At 69.4% G+C, this 21,537-nt stretch carries 21 protein-coding genes and 1 riboswitch; of the genes, 9 read left to right on the top strand and 12 right to left on the bottom strand.

The features are described 5' to 3' along the window. Nucleotides 1–79: 79 nt before the first annotated feature. The 5 genes from IFT82_RS07175 (at nucleotide 80) to IFT82_RS07155 (ending at nucleotide 5,225) form a co-directional block, all read left to right on the top strand. Nucleotides 80–2,593 carry a helicase-related protein gene (locus IFT82_RS07175; protein ID WP_192125647.1) on the top strand — a complete coding sequence of 838 codons (2,514 nt, stop codon included), beginning with the start codon at nucleotides 80–82 and terminating at the stop codon, nucleotides 2,591–2,593. Next, nucleotides 2,590–2,898, top strand: coding sequence for a S4 domain-containing protein (locus IFT82_RS07170; protein WP_244646573.1), 309 nt, complete (start codon nucleotides 2,590–2,592; stop codon nucleotides 2,896–2,898). The genes IFT82_RS07175 and IFT82_RS07170 overlap by 4 nt, the downstream gene beginning before the upstream one ends. Before the next feature lie 52 nt (nucleotides 2,899–2,950). Beyond that, nucleotides 2,951–3,292, top strand: coding sequence for a ferredoxin FdxA (gene fdxA, locus IFT82_RS07165; RefSeq protein WP_192125646.1), 342 nt, complete (start codon nucleotides 2,951–2,953; stop codon nucleotides 3,290–3,292). A gap of 199 nt (nucleotides 3,293–3,491) precedes the next feature. Next, nucleotides 3,492–4,025: a CarD family transcriptional regulator gene (locus IFT82_RS07160; protein WP_192125645.1), complete on the top strand. Its 534-nt coding sequence runs from the start codon at nucleotides 3,492–3,494 to the stop codon at nucleotides 4,023–4,025. Between the two features lie 459 nt (nucleotides 4,026–4,484). Continuing rightward, on the top strand, nucleotides 4,485–5,225 hold the full coding sequence (locus IFT82_RS07155) for a head GIN domain-containing protein (protein ID WP_192125644.1): 741 nt from the start codon (nucleotides 4,485–4,487) through the stop codon (nucleotides 5,223–5,225). A 78-nt stretch (nucleotides 5,226–5,303) separates the two neighbouring features. On the opposite strand, the gene IFT82_RS07150 is transcribed toward IFT82_RS07155, so the two are convergent. Genes IFT82_RS07150 through IFT82_RS07135 form a run of 4 tightly spaced genes read right to left on the bottom strand, consistent with a single transcriptional unit; the run spans nucleotide 5,304 to nucleotide 8,529 of the window. After that, nucleotides 5,304–5,966 carry a 3-oxoacid CoA-transferase subunit B gene (locus IFT82_RS07150; protein ID WP_192125783.1) on the bottom strand — a complete coding sequence of 221 codons (663 nt, stop codon included), beginning with the start codon at nucleotides 5,964–5,966 and terminating at the stop codon, nucleotides 5,304–5,306. After that, on the bottom strand, nucleotides 5,966–6,676 hold the full coding sequence (locus IFT82_RS07145; protein WP_192125643.1) for a CoA transferase subunit A: 711 nt from the start codon (nucleotides 6,674–6,676) through the stop codon (nucleotides 5,966–5,968). The genes IFT82_RS07150 and IFT82_RS07145 overlap by 1 nt, the downstream gene beginning before the upstream one ends. Nucleotides 6,677–6,706: 30 nt before the next feature. Then, the gene (locus IFT82_RS07140; RefSeq protein WP_192125642.1) at nucleotides 6,707–7,528 is read right to left on the bottom strand and encodes an ATP-binding cassette domain-containing protein; all 822 of its coding nucleotides are present in this window, start codon (nucleotides 7,526–7,528) and stop codon (nucleotides 6,707–6,709) included. Then, nucleotides 7,522–8,529 carry a FecCD family ABC transporter permease gene (locus IFT82_RS07135; protein ID WP_342355069.1) on the bottom strand — a complete coding sequence of 336 codons (1,008 nt, stop codon included), beginning with the start codon at nucleotides 8,527–8,529 and terminating at the stop codon, nucleotides 7,522–7,524. The genes IFT82_RS07140 and IFT82_RS07135 overlap by 7 nt, the downstream gene beginning before the upstream one ends. Before the next feature lie 204 nt (nucleotides 8,530–8,733). Between IFT82_RS07135 and IFT82_RS07130 the strand changes: the two genes are divergently transcribed. Then, nucleotides 8,734–9,603 carry an ABC transporter substrate-binding protein gene (locus IFT82_RS07130; RefSeq protein ID WP_192125641.1) on the top strand — a complete coding sequence of 290 codons (870 nt, stop codon included), beginning with the start codon at nucleotides 8,734–8,736 and terminating at the stop codon, nucleotides 9,601–9,603. Here the strand turns inward: IFT82_RS07130 and IFT82_RS07125 are convergent. Then, complete coding sequence (locus IFT82_RS07125) at nucleotides 9,587–11,542, bottom strand: TonB-dependent receptor plug domain-containing protein (protein WP_192125640.1); 1,956 nt, start codon at nucleotides 11,540–11,542, stop codon at nucleotides 9,587–9,589. The genes IFT82_RS07130 and IFT82_RS07125 overlap by 17 nt on opposite strands. A gap of 199 nt (nucleotides 11,543–11,741) precedes the next feature. Then, nucleotides 11,742–11,964, bottom strand: a riboswitch (cobalamin riboswitch). Between the two features lie 257 nt (nucleotides 11,965–12,221). Continuing rightward, nucleotides 12,222–12,722, bottom strand: coding sequence for a MucR family transcriptional regulator (locus IFT82_RS07120; RefSeq protein ID WP_192125639.1), 501 nt, complete (start codon nucleotides 12,720–12,722; stop codon nucleotides 12,222–12,224). Nucleotides 12,723–12,960: 238 nt separating this feature from the next. Between IFT82_RS07120 and IFT82_RS07115 the strand changes: the two genes are divergently transcribed. Next, complete coding sequence (locus tag IFT82_RS07115) at nucleotides 12,961–13,866, top strand: hypothetical protein (protein ID WP_207105747.1); 906 nt, start codon at nucleotides 12,961–12,963, stop codon at nucleotides 13,864–13,866. A gap of 71 nt (nucleotides 13,867–13,937) precedes the next feature. Here IFT82_RS07115 and IFT82_RS07110 read toward each other — a convergent pair whose 3' ends face one another. Continuing rightward, nucleotides 13,938–15,272: a NupC/NupG family nucleoside CNT transporter gene (locus tag IFT82_RS07110; RefSeq protein WP_192125637.1), complete on the bottom strand. Its 1,335-nt coding sequence runs from the start codon at nucleotides 15,270–15,272 to the stop codon at nucleotides 13,938–13,940. Nucleotides 15,273–15,397: 125 nt separating this feature from the next. Between IFT82_RS07110 and IFT82_RS07105 the strand changes: the two genes are divergently transcribed. Further along, on the top strand, nucleotides 15,398–16,072 hold the full coding sequence (locus IFT82_RS07105) for a queuosine precursor transporter (RefSeq protein ID WP_192125636.1): 675 nt from the start codon (nucleotides 15,398–15,400) through the stop codon (nucleotides 16,070–16,072). A 173-nt stretch (nucleotides 16,073–16,245) separates the two neighbouring features. On the opposite strand, the gene IFT82_RS07100 is transcribed toward IFT82_RS07105, so the two are convergent. The 3 genes from IFT82_RS07100 to IFT82_RS07095 all read right to left on the bottom strand — a co-directional run bounded on the left by IFT82_RS07100 (nucleotide 16,246) and on the right by IFT82_RS07095 (nucleotide 17,680). Further along, a complete protein-coding gene (locus IFT82_RS07100; protein WP_207105746.1) occupies nucleotides 16,246–16,812 on the bottom strand; it encodes a hypothetical protein in 567 nt (188 codons plus the stop codon). A gap of 26 nt (nucleotides 16,813–16,838) precedes the next feature. After that, nucleotides 16,839–17,009 carry a hypothetical protein gene (locus IFT82_RS20540; RefSeq protein ID WP_207105745.1) on the bottom strand — a complete coding sequence of 57 codons (171 nt, stop codon included), beginning with the start codon at nucleotides 17,007–17,009 and terminating at the stop codon, nucleotides 16,839–16,841. A gap of 74 nt (nucleotides 17,010–17,083) precedes the next feature. Next, nucleotides 17,084–17,680 (bottom strand): NADPH-dependent FMN reductase, encoded by a 597-nt coding sequence (locus IFT82_RS07095; RefSeq protein WP_192125634.1) that lies wholly within the window; start codon nucleotides 17,678–17,680, stop codon nucleotides 17,084–17,086. Between the two features lie 131 nt (nucleotides 17,681–17,811). On the opposite strand from IFT82_RS07095, the gene IFT82_RS07090 reads away from it, so the two are divergent. Further along, a complete protein-coding gene (locus IFT82_RS07090) occupies nucleotides 17,812–19,923 on the top strand; it encodes a transglycosylase domain-containing protein (protein WP_192125633.1) in 2,112 nt (703 codons plus the stop codon). A gap of 157 nt (nucleotides 19,924–20,080) precedes the next feature. Here the strand turns inward: IFT82_RS07090 and modC are convergent, their stop codons facing one another. Together modC and modB are read right to left on the bottom strand one after the other, a co-directional pair. Beyond that, nucleotides 20,081–20,860 carry a molybdenum ABC transporter ATP-binding protein gene (gene modC / locus IFT82_RS07085; RefSeq protein WP_244646572.1) on the bottom strand — a complete coding sequence of 260 codons (780 nt, stop codon included), beginning with the start codon at nucleotides 20,858–20,860 and terminating at the stop codon, nucleotides 20,081–20,083. Continuing rightward, nucleotides 20,860–21,537, bottom strand: a complete 678-nt coding sequence (gene modB / locus IFT82_RS07080; protein WP_342355068.1) for a molybdate ABC transporter permease subunit — start codon at nucleotides 21,535–21,537, stop codon at nucleotides 20,860–20,862. Before modB ends, modC begins: the two co-directional genes overlap by 1 nt.

The following is a 21,537-nucleotide window of genomic DNA, read 5'->3' as shown; positions in this document are numbered from 1 at the left end:
CCCCGCGCCGGTTCGTATCCGCCTGCAAAACCGATGAAAGCCGTTGCACCGGCCGGGGCGAGGCACGATGTTGGCGGGCATGACCAGTCGTGCCACGGGCAACGTGACCGCCGTTCTCGGCCCGACCAACACGGGCAAGACGCACCTCGCGATCGAGCGGATGTGCGCGCATTCCAGCGGGATCATCGGCTTCCCCCTCCGCCTGCTGGCGCGCGAGGTGTACGACCGGGTGGTCGCGATCAAGGGGGCCGAACGCGTCGCGCTGGTGACGGGCGAGGAGAAGATCGTGCCGCCCGACGCGCGCTGGTTCCTCTGCACCGCCGAATCGATGCCCCAGCCGGGAGGCCGGCAGGCCGGAGGCGTCAACAAGAGCTTTCACGAGGCGGCGTTCGTGGCGCTGGACGAGGCGCAACTGGGCGCGGACCCGGAACGCGGGCATGTGTTCACCGATCGCCTGCTGCACATGCGCGGGCGCGAGGAGACGATGATCCTCGGCTCGGAGGCGCTGCGCCCGATGGTGAAGGCGCTGGTGCCGGATGCCGAGATCGTCGGCCGGCCGCGCTTCTCGACGCTGAGCTATGCCGGCGCGAAGAAGATCAGCCGCCTGCCCAAGCGGTCCGCGATCGTCGCGTTCAGCGCGGAGGAGGTCTATGCCGTCGCGGAGATGCTGCGGCGGCTGCGCGGCGGCGCGGCGGTGGTGATGGGCGCGCTGTCCCCGCGCACCCGCAACGCGCAGGTCGAGATGTTCCAGGCGGGCGAGGTCGATTATCTCGTCGCCACCGACGCGATCGGCATGGGGCTGAACATGGACGTGGCGCATGTCGCCTTCGCCTCGCTGCACAAGTTCGACGGGCGGCGGCAGCGGCGGCTGACGGTGGCGGAGATGGCGCAGATCGCCGGCCGCGCCGGCCGCCACCAGCGCGACGGCACCTTCGGCGCGCTGGCGGAGGAAGGCCCCGGCGCGTTCCTGCCCGAGGAAATTCTCAATATCGAGGAGCATCGCTTCCCCCGGCTGGAAAGCCTGTTCTGGCGGGAGGGCGATCCCGATACCGGCAGCGTCGATGCGCTGATCGCCAGTCTGGAACGCCCGCCACCGCCCGGCCCCCTGCGCGGCGCGCCGCCCGCCACCGACCTGAAGGTGCTGAAGCGGCTGGCGGACGAAGGCTGGGTGCGCGATCGCACGCGCCATCCGATGATGGTGCGGCGACTGTGGGCGGCGTGCGGCATCCCCGATTTCCGCAAGCTGGGCCTCGACCCGCATACCCGCTTCGTCGAGCGTGTGTTCCGGTATCTGAGCGAAGGACGCGGGCATGTGCCGCACCAGTGGTTCGCCGACGAGATCGCGCGGCTGGACACGGTGTCGGGCGATGTCGAGACGCTGGCCGGTCGCCTCGCCGCGATCCGCAGCTGGGCCTATATCGCGCAGCGGCCCGACTGGCTGGCCGACCCCGCCGAATGGCAGGCGCGTACCCGCGCGATCGAGGAACGCCTGTCGGACGGCCTGCACGCCAGCCTGACGCAGCGCTTCGTCGACAAGCGCACCACCGCGCTGATCCGCAAGATCGGCGCGGATGCCGGCGCGCTGCCCGTCGTCGTCGGCCCGGAGGGCGAGGTGACGGTGGAGGATCACCCGATCGGCCGGCTCGACGGATTCCGCTTCTCGGTCGAGCCGGGCGCGCGGGCGAGCGACAAGCGGATGCTGCTCGCCGCCGCCGAAAAGCGGCTGGGCGCGGAGCGGGGGCGGCGGGCGGCGGCACTGATGGCGGCGACGGACGACGCCTTCGCACTGGTCGACGGCGAGATACGCTGGACCGGGCACCGGGTGGCGACGTTGGCGGCGGGCGGTTCGCTGGCGCGGCCCCGGCTGGTGGCGGACCGCGATCTCGACTGCCTCGACAAGGCGACGCGCGACCGGATCGCCGACCGGCTGGCGCGCTGGTTCGCCACGACCGCGCAGGCGCGCGTGCCGGTGCTGGTCGCGCTGGCCGATGCCGCGCGCGATCCCGCCGCGACGCCGGCGTTCCGGGTGATCGCCGCCGCGGTGGAGGCGGGGGGCGGTATCCTGCCGCGCCTGCCGCTGCGCACGACGCTGGACGCGCTGACCCCGGACGAGCGACGGCGGTTGCGGCGGATCGGCGTGACGGTCGGCGCGCTCGACCTGTTCGATCCACGCCTGCTGAAACCGGCGGCGGCGGCATGGCGGCGGGCGCTGCTGGCGGTGCGCGGCACCCCGCCGACCCCGGCGCGCGAAGGGGCGACCGTGCTGCCCCGCGGCAGCGACGGGGCGAGCGTGGCGGGCGGCTATCGCCCGTTCGGCTCGCAGGCGGTGCGCGTCGATCTGGTCGAACGCATCGCCCGCGCCGCGCACGATGCCCGTGCCGGCCGCGCGCCGTTCGTGCCCGATGCTGCGCTGGCCACCTCGATCGGGCTGGAGCCCGCGACGCTGGCGCGGCTGATGGCGGAACTGGGTTTCCGCCCGGCGGGCGAGGCGTGGGTGTGGCGCGGTCGCCCGCCCGCCCGCGCCGTGCCGGCCGCACCGGTACAGGGGGGCGGCGCGTTCGCCGGACTGGCCGGGCTGTTCGCGGCCGAATGACGACGGGAGCGGACGCGACGATGCGGCTCGACCGTTTCCTGTGGTGGGCGCGGCTGACGAAAACGCGCGAGACGGCGCGGGTGCTGGCCGAACAGGGCCGGTTGCGGCTGGACGGGCGGACGATCGACCGCGCGCACGCGGCGGTGCGGGTCGGCAACATCCTGACCTTCGCTGGGCCGGGCGGGCGGGTGCGCGTGATCCGGATCGAGGCGCTGCCCACACGGCGCGGCCCGCCGGCGGAAGGACGGGGGTGCTATCTCGACCTGCAAGCTGCTAACGTGTCGCACCAAGACGAGCTTGATTGACGGGCGCGTCCGTGCGGCATAGCAGCACGGGCATTATTCTCCGGAGCTTACCATGACCTACGTCGTCACCGACGCGTGCATCCGCTGCAAGTACATGGATTGCGTCGAGGTTTGTCCGGTCGACTGCTTCTACGAGGGCGAGAACATGCTCGTCATCAATCCGTCGGAATGCATCGACTGCGGCGTGTGCGAGCCGGAATGCCCGGCCGAGGCGATCCTGCCCGATACCGAGAACGGGCTGGAGCAGTGGCTGGAACTGAACACCACCTTCTCCGCGCAATGGCCCAACGTCACGCGCAAGCTGGACCAGACCCCGCCCGATGCCGACGAGCACAAGGGCGCGGAGGGCAAGTTCGACAAGTATTTCTCGCCCGAGCCCGGCCCCGGCGACTGATCGGTCCCGCATCGGGATCGGCAGGCGCATGGCCATGCTGCAATCGATGCGGAATAGCTGGTAATTTTATTGCTGATCTGTTAAACGATGCCCCAGACGGGCATGTCCACGGCTGCCCGCCTTGTTCGACCACAGTCGCGAATCCTGATCGGCCCGCCCGGCCGATATACGGGATGCGATACGATCCGAAAGGCCCCTCATGGCTGCCAAGGCGCTGTTCTTCGACGTCGGCGATTATGTTGTCTATCCCAAGCACGGCGTCGGCCGCGTGATCGAGCTGCAGAAGCAGGAGATCGCGGGTACCAGCCTGGAACTCTATGTCCTGCGTTTCGAAAAGGAGCGCATGACCCTTCGTGTCCCCACCAACAAAGCCGAATCGGTCGGGATGCGCAAGCTGTCGTCCGACAAGACGATGCGCGAGGCGATGGACACGCTGAAGGGCAAGCCCAAGGTGAAGCGCACCATGTGGTCGCGCCGCGCGCAGGAATATGAGGCGAAGATCAATTCGGGCGACCTGGTGTCGATCGCCGAAGTGGTCCGCGACCTGTTCCGTGCGGACGACCAGCCCGAGCAGAGCTATTCCGAGCGCCAGATCTTCGAGGCCGCGACCAGCCGCCTCGCCCGCGAACTGGCGGCGATGGAAGAGGTCGACGAGCCCAAGGCGCAGGAGAAGATCCTCGACATCCTCCGCGCCTCTGCCGCGATCTACAACAAGGACAAGCCCGTCGCCTGATCGGCAACGTGGCCATGACAGACAGGGAAGGGGCGGTCCGGCAACGGGCCGCCCTTTTTCGTCCGGGTTCGGGATGACATCGGCCCGATCCATCCCGTCGTTGCGCGCATGGCGAGGCAATCCGGAACCCCGCCCGTGATGCCCGATTGCTTCGCCATGCGCGCAGCGGCGGCAGGGCGGTTTTCGCGGCATCATGCCCATGGCGGCGATCGACGGCCGGACGATATTCAACTGACCCAAGCCGTCATTGCGAGCGCAGCGAAGCAATCCAGGGCCGGATCAGGACGCCCTGGATTGCTTCGCTACGCTCGCAATGACGGACATCCGGTTCAACCTGATGTCATCCGATCATCATCGGACCGCAGGTACCCGCCCTGTCGATCGCCGCTGCCGGATAGCATCTTGCCTCCAATCTGCATGTGTGTACTATTACACCAATACACGCTTGGGAGGGTTATCATGCCACGTTTCCATCACGCCGCGATCCTGGCCGCCTTGGTTGCAGTGCCGGTGGCCGCCTGTTCGATGACCTTCGGCGACGACAGCGGCGGGGACGGCGTGGCGGCATCGGGCACGGGGGGCGAGCGCAGCTATGCGGTCGACGGCTTCACCGCGATCGCGCTGGGCGCGGCGGGGGATGTCGACGTGCGGGTCGGCCCCGGCTTTTCGGTCAAGGCGGTCGGCACGCCCGCCGCCCTCGACAAGATCAGGGTGGAACGCGACGGCCAGTCGCTGAAGCTGACGCGGCGCAAGGGGTTCAGCTGGGGCAGCGGCGACAAGGTCCGTTTCCTCGTCACCATGCCGCGGATCACCGGCGCGGATATCGGCGGATCGGGCACGGTGACCGTCGACCGGGTCGAGGGCGGATCGTTCGACGGCAATATCGGTGGATCGGGGCGGATCGACCTGCGCGGGCTGAAGGTGACCAGGGCCAGCTTCGCGATCGGCGGATCGGGCGAGGTCGCCGCCGCCGGCACCGCGGAGGAACTGTCGGTGTCGATCGGCGGCTCCGGCCGCATCCGGGCGGAGCCGCTGCGCGCGGGCACCGCCAACCTGACGATCGCCGGCGCGGGCGACATCCGCGCCACCGTGCTGCGCAACGCGGACGTGACGATCATGGGATCGGGCGACGTGACGATCGGCGGCGGCGCCAAATGCTCGGTGACCAAGATGGGCAGCGGCACGGTGCGCTGCGGGTAAGAAGCAGGCAGGTTGGGAGGGGTCATCACCCCTTCGCGACGGTCCCGCCCGGGGGGCGGGCGGGACCGGGGGTTCACGTCACGCCGCCACGCCGTCCACCGCCAGCGGCGCACCGGTCTTGGCGACGATCTCGTCCACCGTCACGCCCGGTGCCAGTTCCACCAATCGCAGGCCGGGCTTGTCGCAGGCGATCACGCCCAGATCGCTGACGATCAGGTCGACCACCGCCTTGCCGGTCAGCGGCAGGGTGCACTCGGGCAGGATCTTGGGGCTGCCGTCCTTGGCGACGTGATCCATCACCACCACGATCCGCTTCACGCCCGCGACGAGGTCCATCGCGCCGCCCATGCCTTTCACCATCTTGCCGGGGATGGTCCAGTTGGCGAGATCGCCGTTCGCGGCCACCTCCATCGCGCCCAGCACCGCCATGTCGATATGGCCACCGCGGATCATCGCGAAACTGTCCGCGCTGGAGAAGAAGGACGAGGTCGACAGCGCGGTGATCGTCTGCTTGCCGGCGTTGATGAGGTCGGGGTCCGCCTCTCCCTCATAAGGAAAAGGGCCGATGCCGAGCATCCCGTTTTCGGATTGCAGCGTCACGTCGATGCCGTCGGGTACGTGATTGGCCACCAGCGTCGGGATGCCGATGCCCAGGTTGACGTAATAGCCGTCACGCAATTCCCGTGCGGCGCGCGCGGCCATCTGGTCGCGGGTCCAGCCCTTGGTCACGGTGGTCGTCATCATGCGTTCTCCCGCGCGCGCGTCGTCAGCTTCTCGATCCGCTTCTCGTTCACCGTGCTCTGCACGATCCGGTCGACATAGATGCCGGGCGTGTGGATCGAATCGGGATCGAGGCTGCCCGCCGGCACGATCTCCTCCGCCTCGACCACGGTCACCTTGCCCGCCGTCGCCATCACGGGGTTGAAGTTGCGCGCGGTCTTGCGGAACATCAGGTTGCCCGCCGGATCGGCGCGCCATGCCTTCACGATCGACAAGTCGGCGCGCAGCCACGTCTCGCGGACATAGTCCTCGCCCTCGAACGTCTCGACCGGCTTGCCCTCGGCCACCACGGTGCCGACGCCCGTCTTCGTGTAGAAGGCGGGGATGCCCGCGCCCCCTGCGCGGATGCGTTCGGCCAGCGTCCCTTGCGGGTTCAGCTCCAGTTCTAGTTCGCCCGACAGATATTGCTGTTCGAACAGCTTGTTCTCGCCGACATAGCTGGCGATCATCTTCGTAACTTGGCGGCTGTCGAGCAGCATCCACAACCCGAACCCGTCGGCACCGGCGTTGTTGGAGATGACGGTCAGGCCCTTCACGCCGCTGGCGCGCACTTCCGGGATCAGGCTTTCGGGATTGCCCGACAGGCCGAACCCGCCCGACATGATCGTCATGCCGTCGAACAACACCCCTTCCAGGGCGGCGGCCGGACTGTCGTAGATCTTGCTCTTCATGCTGCCTCCATCGGGAACGCGGATCGCTGGTCAGGTCGGGACCGATAAACCGGAACGACCGGTGTGGATATGCCGATCCGCGGTCCGCGCCAGCGGCACGAGCAGCGGCTGGCCGTCCACCGCGCCGCGCCATGCCTCGATGCCATAGACCGTGGCGAGCGCCGCATCGGTCAGCACCGTGGCGGGGGGACCGTCGGCGACCACCCGGCCGCCGTCCATCAGCAGCATCCGGTCGCAGAAGCGCGCGGCGATACCCAGATCGTGCAGCACCACCACGACCAGTGCCCCCGCCCGCGCCTGCGCCCGCAACAGCGCCATCACGTCGAGCTGGTGGCCGGGATCGAGCGAGGCGAGCGGTTCGTCCGCGATCAGCGCGGGTGCGCCCGTCGCCAGCGCGCGGGCCAGCATCACCCGCGCCCGCTCGCCCCCCGACAGGTCGGTGGCGGTGCGGGCGGCGAGATGCGCGGTGCCGGTCGCCTGCAATGCCGCCGCGATCGCGTTCCTGTCGGACGGCGCGAGGCGCGAGAACGGCCCGAGATGCGGCAGCCGGCCGAGGCCGACCAGCCGCTCTACCGTCAGCGGCCAATGCACCGCCACCGCCTGCGGCAGATAGGCGACGTGGCGGGCGACCGTGCGGGCGGTCATCCCCGCGACATCCGCGCCGTCGATCGTCACCCGCCCCGCCGCCGGAGGAACGAGGCCGAGCAACGCGCGCGCCACGGTCGATTTGCCCGCGCCGTTGGGACCGACCACGCCGATCAGCGCCCCCGCCGCCAGCGCCACGGTGACGCCGTCGACCACGCGCCGCCCGCCGAGATCGACGCACAGCCCGGTCGCCGCGATCGTCACCACAGCCGTCGTTCCTTCAACAGGTGATGGACGAACACCGGCACGCCGAGGAACGCGGTCAGCACCCCCAGCTTCAACGGCGCGGTGGCGGGGATCAGCCGGGTGCCGAGATCGGCCAGCGTCAGCAGCGTCGCCCCCGCCAGCGCCGACGGGATCAGGATCGCGGACGGGCTGCGGTCGGTCAGCGGGCGGACGAGGTGCGGCACGATCAGGCCGACGAAGCCGATGCTGCCCGCCACCGCCACCACGCCGCCCACCCCGATCGCGATCCCCAGCATCAGCCGCAATCGCACCCACGCCAGATCGATGCCCAGCGTGCGCGCCGCATCCTCCCCCAGCGACAGCGCGTCGAGCGCCCGCGCATCCCACAGCAACAGCGCCGCCCCCGCCATCACGCACGGCAATGCGATCCAGACGTCGGCGGGGGTGCGATCCTCCAGACTGCCGAGCAGCCATGTGGTGATCTCCATCGCCGCGAACGGATTGGGCGCGAGGTTGAGCGCCAGGCTGATCCCCGCCCCCGCCAGCGTCGCCACCGCCACCCCGGCGAGGATCAGGCCGAGCGGACTTTCACCACGCCGCGACAGCCATATCAGGGGCGCCAGCGACACGAGCGCCGCCATGATCGCCATCAGCGGCAGCACCGCGGGATGGGCGCGCGCCAGCTGCCAGTAGATCGCCACCACCGCCCCCAGCGCGGCGGCACCCGACACGCCGAGCACGCCGGGATCGGCCAGCGGGTTGCGCAGATAGCCCTGCATCGCCGCGCCCCCCAGCCCCAGCATCGCGCCGACCAGCAGCGCCAGCACCGCGCGCGGCAGGCGCAACTGCCACAGGATCGCCGCCACCACCGGATCGCCCTGCCCGGTCATGCCCGCCCACAGCGCCGCCACCGGCAACCGCGCCGACCCGACCAGCAGCGCGGCGATGCCGACGGCCAGCGCCAGCCCGATCAGGGCGGGGATCAGCCACGGAGGCTGGCGCCGGGGCGAAGGGTTGGGCACGGCAGACCTTTGTGAGGCGGGGACAGTCCGCCGCGTCGGATCGGCGTTGCCGGCCTCTAGCCGGTGATCGATGCCATCCCAAAGCAATATCCGTCCGCATGGCGGCTACGAAACCGCTGCAACATTCTCCTGCTTCCCCGGCGTCCGCCGGGGAGGTGCCGGGGGGATGAACTGGACCGTGAAGATGCTACCGGGAAACACATCATGCGCCGCCACCTCCTGACCGTCCTCGCCGCAATCCTGGCCTCGTCGTCGGCAGAGGCCGCGCCACGACAGCCGCCGCGCCGGATCGTGTCGCTCGACCTGTGCGCGGACCAGTTGCTGGTCGCGCTGGCCGATCGGGGCCAGGTCGCGGCGCTGACCGAATGGGCGCGCGACCCCGACCTGTCGGCGGTGGCGGACGAGGCGCGGCGCTGGCCCTTCACCCGGCGCAGCGCAGAGGAGGTGATGGCGCTGCGCCCCGACCTCGTCATCGGCGCGCCGTTCCGGACGCGGGCGGCGATCGCGCCGTTGCAGCTGGCGGCGGCGGCGATGATCGACCTGCCGGTGCAGAACGACGTCGGCGGGATCGAACGCGCGATCGTCACGGTCGCGGCGGCGGTCGGCCACCCGGCGCGGGGAAAGAGGCTGATCGCGGCGATGCGCGCGGATTTGGCCGCGATCGGTCCGCCGCCGGGGCGCGGGCGGGTGGCGGCCTATTACCAGCGGCAGGGGTACCTGACCGGCACCGGCACGCTGGTCGACGACATGATGGCCCGCGTCGGGCTGGTCAATCTGGCCCGGCGGCTCGGCCGGCCCCCGCTGTCGACCTTGTCGCTGGAGGAGATGGCGCTGGCACGCCCCGCCTTCCTGGTGATGGAGGCGGATACGCGGGTGACCACCGATCGCGGCACCGCGGCATTGCATCACCCGGTGCTGGACGCGGCAGTGCCGCCCGCGCGGCGGCTGTACATCCCGCAACCGCTGACGGTGTGCGGCGGCCCCGCCTATGCCCGCGCGGTCGCGTTGCTCGCCGCGCAGGTCCGCGCCGCCGACCGGCGCGGCCCCGTGCGCCCGGTCAGAACGACGCCCTGACCCCGCCATAGGCGGCGCGGCCCGGCGTCGCGAAGCTGAACACCTCCTCATAGCGTTCGGCGAGCAGGTTCTCGACCCGGCCGAACAGCGAGAAGCGGTCGGTCAGCCGGTATTCGGCGTTCAGATTGACCAGCGCATATTCGCGCAACGACACGCGCACCGGCACGAAGCTGGGGTCGATGAAGGCCACATCGTCCTGCCGGCCGTTGTAGCGCAGCGTCAGCGTGCCGGCGAAGCGCTTGTCGCGACTGAACACCGTGGTGTTCAGGCTGGCGACGTGTTTCGGGCGGCGCACCTCGACCGTGCCGTCCTCGCGTGCCTTCAGATAGGTATAGGCCAAGTCGAAACGGAGCTGGTCGATCGGGCGAGCGGACACGAACGCCTCCACGCCGTGCTGGCGCGACCGGGTGGTGCGGTTGCTGGGAGAGGCGAGGAAATCGGGGGCGGGGAAGGTGGTGAAGATTTCGTCTTCCAGCCGGCTCTCGAAATACGTCGCGCCCACCGTCGCGCGGCCACCCGCGATCTCCTGATCCAGTCCCGCTTCCCAGCCCTTCGACTTTTCGGGGCGCAGATCGGGATTGCCGATGTACCGGCCGTCCGCGAACCCGAAGAGCTCGAAATAGCCGGGGTTCTTGACGCCGGTGCCATAGGCGCCGCGCGCGCGCAGCCCGAACGGCAACCGGTAACCGGCCTGAAGACGGAAGGTGGTGGGATCGGCGAACCGGTCGTTGCGGTCGTGCCGGACCGACGCGCCGAGCGACAGCGCATCGCCGACATTGCCTTCGTACTGGCCGACAAAGCCCCAGTTTTCGGTCGCGCGGCGGCCGGTGAAGGCGAAGCCGCCGGGGGTGAGGTTGCGGAACGACTCCCGCTCGTAATCGACCGCGCCGGTGATCCGGCTGACCAGCGCCCCGGTATCGATCCGGTAGCTCGTCTCGAACGACCCCTTGTAGCGGCGGCCGCTATTGCCGTTCGCGAGCCCGGCGGCGCCATAGCCCTTGCGGTTCGTGTCGGCGAACTGCCCGGTCAGCGCATTGGTCCAGCGCCCGTCCGCCAGAGCCAGCTCGGCGCGGGCGAGACCGTAGAAGCCCTGCACGCGCGAATGGACGCCCGGGCTGTCGACGGTGAAACCGAACAGCGGCCCGCTGGTCGCCGGATCGTTGTTGTCGGCATCGGTGTAGCTGTAGCGACCGACACCGGTCAGCTTGAAGGTGGACGACGGCGTCCACGTGGCCTTGGCGGTGGTGCCGACGCTGGTCGATCCGATATCGCGGTTGCCGTCGCGCGCGGTAGGCGTGCCGCCGGTGTGATAGACCGAGCCGGACACCGCATAATCGACCGTATCGCCCGCCCCCGCGATCCGCGCGCCGCCGGCGGCGGTGCCGAACGAGCCACCTTCCGCGCGCAGCGAGACGCCGGGCCGCTCGCGGCCGGTCAGCGTGATGTACTGGATCACGCCGCCGATCGCGTCGGAGCCGTAGAGCGAGGATTGCTGGCCGCGCAACACCTCGATCCGCGCCGCCTCGTCCGCGATCAGCGTGCCGAAATCATATTCGCCCTGAAAGGGGTCGGACACCTCGATGCCGTCGATCAGGACCAGCACATGGTTGCTCTCGCTGCCGCGGATGCGCACCTGCGTCATCCCGCCGATCCCGCCGGTGCGGCTGACCGCCAGCCCCGGCACGTCGCGCAGCACGTCGGACACGATCCGGATCTGGCGCTCCTGCAACGCATCGGCATCGAGCAGCGTCACCGAGGCGGGCAGATCGGCGACCGGCGTGCCCTCCCCCGAGCGCGAGGCGGTGACGACGATCTCGTTGCCCGCCGCATCGCGGGTCGGCAGGGTCGGATCGCCCTGCACGGCGGCGGGCCGGGCGGCGGCAGGCGCGGCGGCAAGGCCGATGGCGGCCGACGCCAGCAGTGAAACGATGGTCTTCATGAACAGTCCCCCCGCGCCATCGGACGACGCGGACGCGGGGCCGTTTCCGCCCGCGCCCCGGGGGCACGCACGAACACCGGGACCGATGCATGCCCGGCGGACGCGACGCCCGGCTGCTCCAGTCCCGTCGCGGCCCCGGCCGCCATGTTCGTCGCTCGAACGGAATCCTGTCCGTGCCCCGGCCAACCCCTGGACCTAGGCATGAGCGACAGTGCCGGCAGGTCTCCTGGCTCACGGGTCAAGGCTCGACCTACGCCTTCCCGGATCCAGTGATCCAGTGGCCGCCCGACCGATTGGCCGGGCCCGTACGTCTCGCTCGCCGCTGACAGTTGCAGGGACAGCTGCGGATTGGGAGGGCGAACCCTCCGCACCGCATTCCACATTCAAGCCCCTTTCGGGACACCGGCACGATCAATGGGCCGCGACATTCGTCGTGGCCCGGCGGCGCCCTACCGCAATGCGGCACCGACGCCAACGCGATTCTAGGACGCGACCACGCCCCCGGCGTCATCGCGGGCGGCGCGACGACGAAACCGGGCGCGCCCGTGCCATCATGCCGGTACCATCATGATCGGCACGCCATCCCCCGACCATGACGACACCCGCGCCGGGGGTGTCCCGGCGCGGGTGTCGGTTGATCGGCCGGTCGCGCGGCGACGGACGCCGGCGACCCGACGGGTCATTCGCCGGCGGGGGCGTCCGCCTTGCGACGGCGGGCCGGGGCGGCGGCGGCGGTTTCGTCCGTCTTGCGCGCACCGGGCTTGCGACCGAGGCCGATCTTCTTGGCCATCGCGCGACGGCTTTCCGAATAATTCTCGGCGACCATCGGATAGTCCGGCTTCAGGCCGTAGCGTTCGCGATATTCGGCCGGGGTCAGCCCGTGCGTCGCCAGATGGCGGCGCAGCGTCTTGTACGGCTTGCCGTCGATCATCGAGATGATGTGATCCTTCGACGCCAGCGACTTGCGCGCGGTGACCGCGGGGGTGAAATCACCCGCCGGTTCGGCCGGGGCCGCGGGCTGGACGCCGGTACCGAGCAGCGTCGACACCGTCTCGTGCATCTTGCCAAGGAACGCCGGCACCTCTTCGGCGGAAATGCGAGTGTTGGGATTGCCCAGCCAAGCAATCGTCAGCTCGGTCGCCAGTTCCACCGCGTTGTTGTCAGGGCTTTCGTCGGACATGATATGCTCCTTCATCGCCGTCCCCCGTAACGTAGCGATGGATGGCGTCAATATATAGATATGAAATGAGCGATCCCAATATCGAACGGTAAAAAGGCCGATGCGGTGCGAATAACCACACAGATCGTTCATGTTACCAATAGATGAACACAATGAACGACCCCGATCCCGTATCGCCGGGCCGCAGGTCACCACAGGGCGGCGGGCCGGGGCGGCACGGGATCGCCGCAGCCGGTGCTTGGCGGGATGGCGCGGTATTGATAGAGCGGCGATCCAGCCAGGGGCGACGGCGGCGGGCGGCGCAGGGCGGCACGGTGCCGCCGATCCGGCATCGGGGAGACGGCATATCACTTTTCAGCAGCGGCTCAGGCGGGCGGTGGCCCGGCGGATCGGCCCCTATACCTCGCGGGTCGAGGATGTGCTGGCCGACCGCGCGATCCGGCCGAAGCTGGAACGCCTTCGCCGGTCGTCCTTCTATGCCGGCCTGCCCGGTCTATCGATCCTGGTCGTCGGCGTGCAGTCGCCCCGGCGGCCCGGCTCGCTCGATCGCATCTACGAACAGATGGCCAGCACGCGGCACCGCATGACCTTCGACAGCAAGGGCGTGGAAAAGCTGGGCAAGCTCGACAACGTCAACGTCCTGCTCGAACGCCACGACCTGTCACGGTTCGACTGGGTCATCATGGTGGACGACGATGTCGAACTGCCCGAGCAGTTCACCGACACCTTCATCGCCCTGGCGGAATATGCGGACCTGAAGATCGCCGGGCCGGCGCAGCGCGCCTTTTCCTACTGGAGCCACCGCATCACCAAGCGGCAGCACGGCGTGCTGGTGCGCCAGACCAACTATGCCGAGATCGGGCCGATCATCGCGCTGCGGCGCGAGGTGTTCGACCTGACGCTGCCGATGCCCAGCCTCCGGTTCGGCTGGGGGGTCGACATGGTGTGGCCGGTGCTGGCGGCGAAGCGGGGGTTCAAGACCGGGGTGGTCGATGGTGCCGCGCTGCGCCATGTCAGCCCGATCGCGGCGGATTACGACCACATGGCCGCTTCGGCGGAAGCGGAGGCGTATATGAACCCGCACGGCATCGTCACCGGCGTGCATGTGCTGGAGACGACCACGACGGTGCGGGATATAGCCTGATCCCTGCCCCGTCCGGATGTTTCCCGCGGGAAACATCCGGGCGAGGCGGCTCGGGCGGGGCGGAAGGCCGGTCAGGTCAGCAGCAGTCCCGCCAGCGCTGCCGACATCAGGTTCGCGAGACTGCCCGCCACCAGCGCGCGGATGCCGAGCCGGGCGATCACCGGGCGCTGGTTGGGCGCCAGGCTGCCCGTCACCGCCATCTGGATCGCGATCGACGAGAAATTGGCGAAGCCGCACAACGCGAACGTCACGACCGCGACGGTATGCGGCGACAGGACCGCCGCCTGCTTGCCGAGATCGATATAGGCGACGAACTCGTTCAGCACGATCTTCTGCCCGAACAGGCCGCCGGCGATCCCCGCCTCGCTCCACGGCACGTTGAGCAGCACCATGACCGGCGCGAAGACATAGCCGAGCAGCCCCTGGAACGACAGGTCGGCGATCCCGAACCAGCGCCCCACCCCGCCGAGCAGCCCGTTGGCGAGTGCCACCAGCGCCACGAACGCCAGCACCATCGCGCCGACCGCCACCGCCAGCCGCACGCCGGTCTGCGCACCCTGCGCGGCGGCCATGATGAGGTTGGCGGGCTTTTCCTCGTCGTGGCTCGCCTCGGGCAGGGGTTCGCCCGGCGTTCCCTCGATCGGCAGCGAGGCGGGGCCGGCGCCGCTCATCCGCGTTTCGGCGAGGTGGATCTGCCGGTTCTCGTCGGGCAGGTCGCCCAGCGGCAGTTCACCCTCCGGCGGGACGGTACGGTCGGGCATGATGATCTTGGCCATCAGGATGCCGCCCGGCGCCGCCATGAAACTGGCCGCCAGCAGAAAATCGATGCGGATGCCCATCGACGCATAGGCCGCCAGGATCGTCCCCGCCACGCCCGCCATGCCGCTGGTCATCACCGTGAAGACCTGCGGCGGGGTCAGCCCGGCCAGATAGGGGCGGATGACGAGCGGCGATTCGGACTGGCCGACGAAGATGTTCGCCGCCGCACACAGCGATTCCACCTTGGAGGTGCCGATCACCCATTCGATGCCGCCGCCGACCCAGCGCACCACGAACTGCATCACCCCCAGATAATAGAGGATCGAGACGAGGCTGGCGAAGAAGATGATGACCGGCAGCGCCGCGATCGCGAAGCTGGTGCCGCCGATCGCGGGACTGGCGAGGTTGCCGAACAGGAATTCGGTGCCGCGCTGCGAATAGCCGAGCAGCGCCGCCACCCCTTGCGACGCGGTGGCCAGCGCCGCGCGCCCCGGCCCCCAGTACAGCACCATCACCGCGATCAGCGATTGCAGCGCGAAGGCGGCGCCCACGACGCGCAGCCGGATCGCGCGCCGATCCGTCGACAGGGCCACCGCGATGCCGAGAATGACGAGAATACCGGCGATGCCGATCAGGAAACGATTCATCAGGGTTCCGCGTAAGCCAATGTCATGTGGAACGCGGCCGCCGGCTGCGCGGTGATCCACCATACAGGCGTATAGCGACGGGGCCAGCGATTTGACGTGGCGCCGCGATGCGCTAGCAATCGCCGATGGATAGCCCCGATTCCGCCGCCGACCCGCGATCCGCGCCGACATACGTCATCACCCGGTCGCTGTTCGTGCTGGCGGTGCTGTACGGCGGCATGGTGTGCATGGCGGGCGTGCTGGGGGTGAAGCAGGTCGCGCTGGGACCGCTGGCGGTGGAGGCGGGCATCTTCGCCTTCCTGCTGCTGGTCGCGATGTCGAGCGCAGTGGCGCAGCTGCACGGGCAGGCGACGGCGACGCGGCTGGTGCGGCTGGGGTTCATCCCGCTGCTGGTGTCGGCGGCGCTGATCCAGCTGGTGCTGGCGCTGCCGCACGATCCCGGCATGTACCCACCCGCGATCGAGGCGTTCCCGGTCGTGGTCGGGCAAAGCTCGCGGATGATGCTGGCGGGGCTGGTATCCTATGGCATCTCGCAGACGCTGAACGTCGTGATCTTCGCGCGCCTGTCGCACCGGCCGGAGGGCGGCGGGCGGCTGGTCTGGCTGCGCGGCATGGTCGCCAGCATCGTCAGCCAGGTGGTCGACACGCTGCTGTTCATCACCATCTCGTTCCTCGGCGAACGCCCGATCGCCGCGCTGATGGCGGGGCAGATGCTGACCAAGGTGGTGCTATCGATCGTGCTGGTGCCGCTACTCATCACCTTCTTCGTGAAGCTGGGCCGGTGGCTGGACCGGGCCTGACGGTCCGTTCGATCATGCAACGTCGATGCGATCATCGCGCATCGAGATTATGCATCGGCTATCCGCTTGATGTTACGGCATAGAGCTAATGATGCAGAATTTGTGAATTTTGCATCACAAACACAAACTCGGCCGCCTCTCGAAGCGATCATCGGAGAAGCGGCCTATCGAGATCACTCAGCGGGTACGGATCGCTTGAAGTAGTGAAATGGCACCCAGCTAGACACGTATATCCATCCTGCCTTTTTCATCTCCGCCGTTATCGACGCTGTGCCGATTTTACGTCGATATTCCCACAGGTGGGTAGTTGGCCGAAATACCAGTGTGAGAGCGCCGGTACGGACCAGTTCATTCCCCTTCCCGCCTTCCTCGCGCAGGATGCTCATCTCGTTGAAGGCGGTAGCCCCAAGACGGACAATTTCCTCACCCTCTCCGCTCGCCAGTTCGTCTCCCATTTCGGCAGACTTGAACCGCTGCTGTGCCGCCTGTTTGGAGATGCCAAGGGCGTTTCCGATATCTGTCCAGCTCAAACCGGTTCGCCGTGCTGCGTCGATCCAGCGATGAAGGCTGATCCTTCCCTCATCTGCAACCAGGTGCGCTACCGTAATAGCTTCTGCAAACCCCTCTGCGGTTTCACCGGTAAAAGGAGGCTGACGTGCCGCTGCCCAGTTCAATACGATAGCGGCGGTTTGCTCTCTAACGGCCTGCTGCTCACTGATTTGCACGATCTTCTCCGTCAATTAATTGTTGACGATAGGTCAATCATTCATTGACGAGCGGGAGTCAACACATAGTTGACGATCGTAGCAGAAGGATGATGCAAAACTTTTGCGTTTTGCATCACAGCGAGAGCCGGCATCGAATGGTCAATTACCGCCATCAAGAGCCGTGCTGGAACGCCGTTCGGCGTGGCTTCGACCAGCGGCAAACGCCCCACGCCTTATCGACAGCGCCGTGGCGATCAGGACAGCAACGAGGCGGTCCCTTGATGTCATCGACTGAGAATCGCCCCTAACCCGGCATCGCCGCCGCCAGCGGGGCGAAGCGGGCGACTTGCCGGCCGACCAGCCGCAATTGCTCCACCACCGCCGGGTCGCTGGCGCCGCCATCGTCGTCGAACCGGGTCACCTGCGTGTTGATCGCGGCGGCGAACGGCGTCGGCCAGCCGCGCAGCGCGTGGACGATCGAGCGCAGCGCCGCGATCGTCGATCCGGTCGCCTGCCAGCCATAGGCGGTCGCGATCAACCCGACCGGCATGTCCGCCAGATAGGGCCGCGCGTCCTTCGCGGTCTCCTCCAGCAGGTCGAGCGCGTTCTTGACCACGCCCGAGATCGAGCCGTGATAGCCCGGGCTGGCGATGATGACCGCCGAGGCGCCCCGCACCGCCTCGACGAACGCCTGTTCGTCCGGCGTCCGCGTCGTCGCGCGGGGATCGTAGAGCGGCAACCGCGCCATGTCGGCGCCGCCGAACAGCCGGGTCGCGAATCCCTGTTGCGCGGCCGCGTCGAGCGCGATGCACAGCGCCCGCTCGGTCGACGAGCGTGCCCCGATCGTGCCGCCGATGCCGACCACCAGCGGCTTGCCGCCCTCGTTCGTCTGTCCGTCCATTCAGCCTCCTTTCACGTTTCGGCGGCAAAAGAACAGGGGGCTCGCATCCATTCGTCCCGAGGGGTATGAGCCGACGATTGCATGAGGTGTTCTAGTCGGATAGAACAGCGCCTGTGTCCTGGAACCCGCCGATGCGTCCCGACCCTTTCGACCCCGATCGCCCGCGGCGCTGGACCGACGAGGATCTCGAACGCCCCCATCGCTATACCGCGCCGGAATCGTGGCGCGACCCGTTCGAGCCCGCGCCGGAGCCAGAGCCGGCCCCCCGCTCCTATCGCTGGATCGGCCGCTGGCTGGTGCGCGGTTTCGCCCTGGGCATCGTGCTGCTGGTGGTCGCGATCGCGTGGCTGGCGATCACCGCGCCGCTGTCGCGCTCGCTGAAACCCCCGACGCCGCCGTCGATCACGCTGACCGCGGACGACGGCACCCCGATCGCGCGGCGCGGCGCGATCATCGGCGCGCCCGTCGACGCCGCGAAGCTGCCCGCGCATGTGCGCGAGGCGTTCATGGCGATCGAGGACCGGCGCTTCTATTCGCACTGGGGCATCGATCCGCGCGGCATCGCCCGCGCGGCCTGGGCGAATGTCGGCTCCGGCGGGGTACGGCAGGGCGGCAGCACGATCACGCAGCAGCTCGCCAAGAACGCCTTCCTCGATTCGGACCGGACGGCGGCGCGCAAGATCCGCGAAGTGCTGATCGCGTTCTGGCTGGAGGCGTGGCTGACCAAGGACGAGATCCTGTCGCGCTACCTGTCGAACGTCTATTTCGGCGACAACACCTATGGCATCACCGCCGCGTCGAAACATTATTTCGGGCGGACGCCGCAGGCGCTCAACATCGGTCAGGCGGCGATGCTCGCGGGGCTGGTCAAGGCGCCGTCGCGCCTCGCCCCCACCGACAACCTCAAGGGCGCGCGGGCGCGGCAGCGGGTGGTGGTCGGCGCGATGGAGGATGCCGGCTTCCTCACCCATGCGCAGGCGCGCGCCGTGCAGCCGCAGCGCGTGCTGCCGGCCAAGGCCGGGGCGCTGCCCAGCGGCACCTATTTCGCCGACTGGGTGCTGCCGCAGGCGCGCGACCGCGCGGGCGAGGTGCAGACCGAGGCGACGGTGCGGACCACGCTCGATCCCCGGCTGCAAAAGGCGGCGGAGCGGACGATCAGGGCCGCGGGCTTGCGACAGGCGCAGGCGGCGCTGGTCGCGATGCACCCGGACGGCCGCGTCGTCGCGATGGTCGGCGGGCGCGACTATGCCAAGAGCCCGTTCAACCGGGCGACGCAGGCCCGCCGCCAGCCGGGATCGACGTTCAAGCTGTTCGTCTACCTCGCCGCGCTGCGCGCCGGGATGACGCCGGATACGGTGAAGGACGATACCCCGGTCGAGATCGCCGGCTGGAAACCCCGCAACGACGACGGCCGCTATCTGGGGCCGATCACGCTGCGCCGCGCCTTCGCCCGCTCGTCCAACGTCGTCGCGGCGCGGCTGACGCAGGAAGTGGGCGTGAAGAACGTCATCAAGGCGGCACGCGACCTCGGCATCTCCACCCCCATCGCCAACGAGGCGACGATCGGGCTGGGCACCTCGGAGGTGTCGCTGCTGGAACTGACCGCCGCCTATGCCGCGATCGCCAACGGCCGCTATCCGGTCGAGCCGCGCGGTGTCGATCAGGTGGCAGGCGATCAGGGCGTGGGGGGCTGGTACGCGTCGCTCGCCGGGCGCAGCCGCGCGATCGACGGGCGGGTGCGCGAGGAGATGCTGCAACTGCTCGGCTCCTCGATCCGTGGCACGGGGCGCGAGGCGGTGCTGAGCATCGACGCGTGGGGCAAGACCGGCACCTCGCAGCAGAGCCGCGACGCCTGGTTCATCGGCTTCGCGGGCGACCTGATCGTCGGCGTGTGGGTGGGCAACGACGACAATTCCCCCAATCCCGGCCTGCACGGGGGTGGCATCCCCGCCCAGATGTGGCGGCAGTTCATGCAGTCCGCGCTCGGCATCGCGCCGGTCGTGGTGGCGGAGCCGGAACCGGTGTTCGACGAAAACGCGGTCGACGATGTCGGCAACGATCTGGGCCAGATCGGCGCGGATGCGATCGATGCCGCCGCCGACCAGCTCGGCGAACTGGGGATCGACATCCGGCAGGGCGACGACGGCTCGATCTCGGTCGGCCCCCGCCGGCGCGAACCGGACAATGGCCCGCCCCCCCGCGATGACCGCCGCGCGCCGGACGAGCCGCAGGAGGAATGGTGAGGGCTGGCAGTCCTGTCTCCCGCCAGGTGCAGGCTGTCGGGGAAAGCCTGTTCCCTATCCTCTGATACCTCCCCGGCGGAGCGATGGGTTTTTGCAAAGGTGTCACGTCGGCCGGGGAGGCGAGCGGGATTTCATAAAAGTCCCGCGAGGATCGAGATCACCAGCCCAGCCGCACCGTCGCCCCGACCGGCGCGTCCAGCCCCGCGACCGGCATCGTCGCATCGCCGATCCGCACCACCCCCGGCGCCACCACCTCGCCGGTAATCTCGCGGACCGGCAGCATCGCGGCGACGCTGCCCTGCCCGGTCACGCGGCCCTGCTCGATCCGGACCAGATGATCGCCCAGCAGCCGCGCCTCGTCGGCGCTGTGCGTGACGTAGAGCATCGGCAGCGCGAAGCGGCGTTTCAGGTCGGCGACGAAGCCCAGCACCTCCGCCCGCCGCGCCGGATCGAGCGCGGAGACGGGTTCGTCGAGCAGCAACAGGTCGGGCTGGCTCAGCATCGCGCGGCCCAGCGCCACCCGTTGCCGCTCCCCCCCCGACAGGTCGCGCGGGCGGCGGGCGAGCAGGTGGCGGATCGCCAGCACGTCGATCACCGCATCCGGCTCGATCCGGGGCGCCCGGTCGCGCGCGCGGCGCAGGCCGTATTGCAGATTCCGCTCGACCGACAAATGCGGGAACAGCCGCGCCTCCTGATGGACGATACCGATCCGCCGCCGCTCGGGCGGGACGAACAGACGCGCGGCGGTATCGGTCAGCACCCGGTCGCCGATCGCCACCACGCCATTGTCCGGCCGTGACAGCCCGGCGACGATCGCCAGCGTTGCCGACTTGCCCGCCCCCGACGGGCCGACCAGCATCGTCACGCCGTCTTCCGGCCCCTCGAACGCCACGTCGAGCAGGAAGTCGCCCAGCCGGTGCCGCGCCGCCACCCGCATCAGCGCCGCCGCCAGCGCAGCAGCAGTTCGGACAGCAACAGTCCCGCCAGCGCCGCCGCGAACGAGATCGCCGACAGCCGCGCCGCGCTCGCCTCACCGCCCGGCACCTGCAACGCGGCGTAGATGGCGAGCGGCAGCGTCTGCGTCTCGCCGGGGATGTTGGCGGCGAAGGTGATGACCGCGCCGAATTCGCCCAGCGCCGCCGCGAAGCCCACCACGGCGGCGGCGACCAGCCCCGGCAACGCCAGTGGCAGTACGATGGTGAAGGCGCGGTCCCACGCCCCCGCGCCCAGCGACCGCGCCGCATCCTCCAGTGCCGGATCGACCGCCTCGATCGACAGCCGCACCGCGCGCAGCATCAGCGGAAAGGCGGAAACACCCGCCGCCAGCGCCGCACCGCCGGCGGTGAAGGCCAGCCTGATCCCCCATGCCTCATCCAGCCAGCGGCCGATCGGTCCCTGCGTGCCGAACAGGATCAGCAGCACGAACCCGATCACCACCGGCGGCAGCACCAGCGGCGCATGGAGCAGCGCGTCGAGCAGTACCCGCCCCGGAAACCGCGTCCGTGCCAGCAGCCAAGCGAACCCGGTCGCCGCGATCAGCCCCCAGAAGGTCGCCATCCCCGCGATCCGCAGGCTGAGGGTCAGCGCCGCCCATTCCTCCGGGGTGAGCGCCAC

The organism is Sphingomonas sp. CFBP 8760 (assembly GCF_014841615.1).
Taxonomy (GTDB): domain Bacteria; phylum Pseudomonadota; class Alphaproteobacteria; order Sphingomonadales; family Sphingomonadaceae; genus Sphingomonas.
This window is presented reverse-complemented; position numbering and strand designations above follow the sequence as displayed.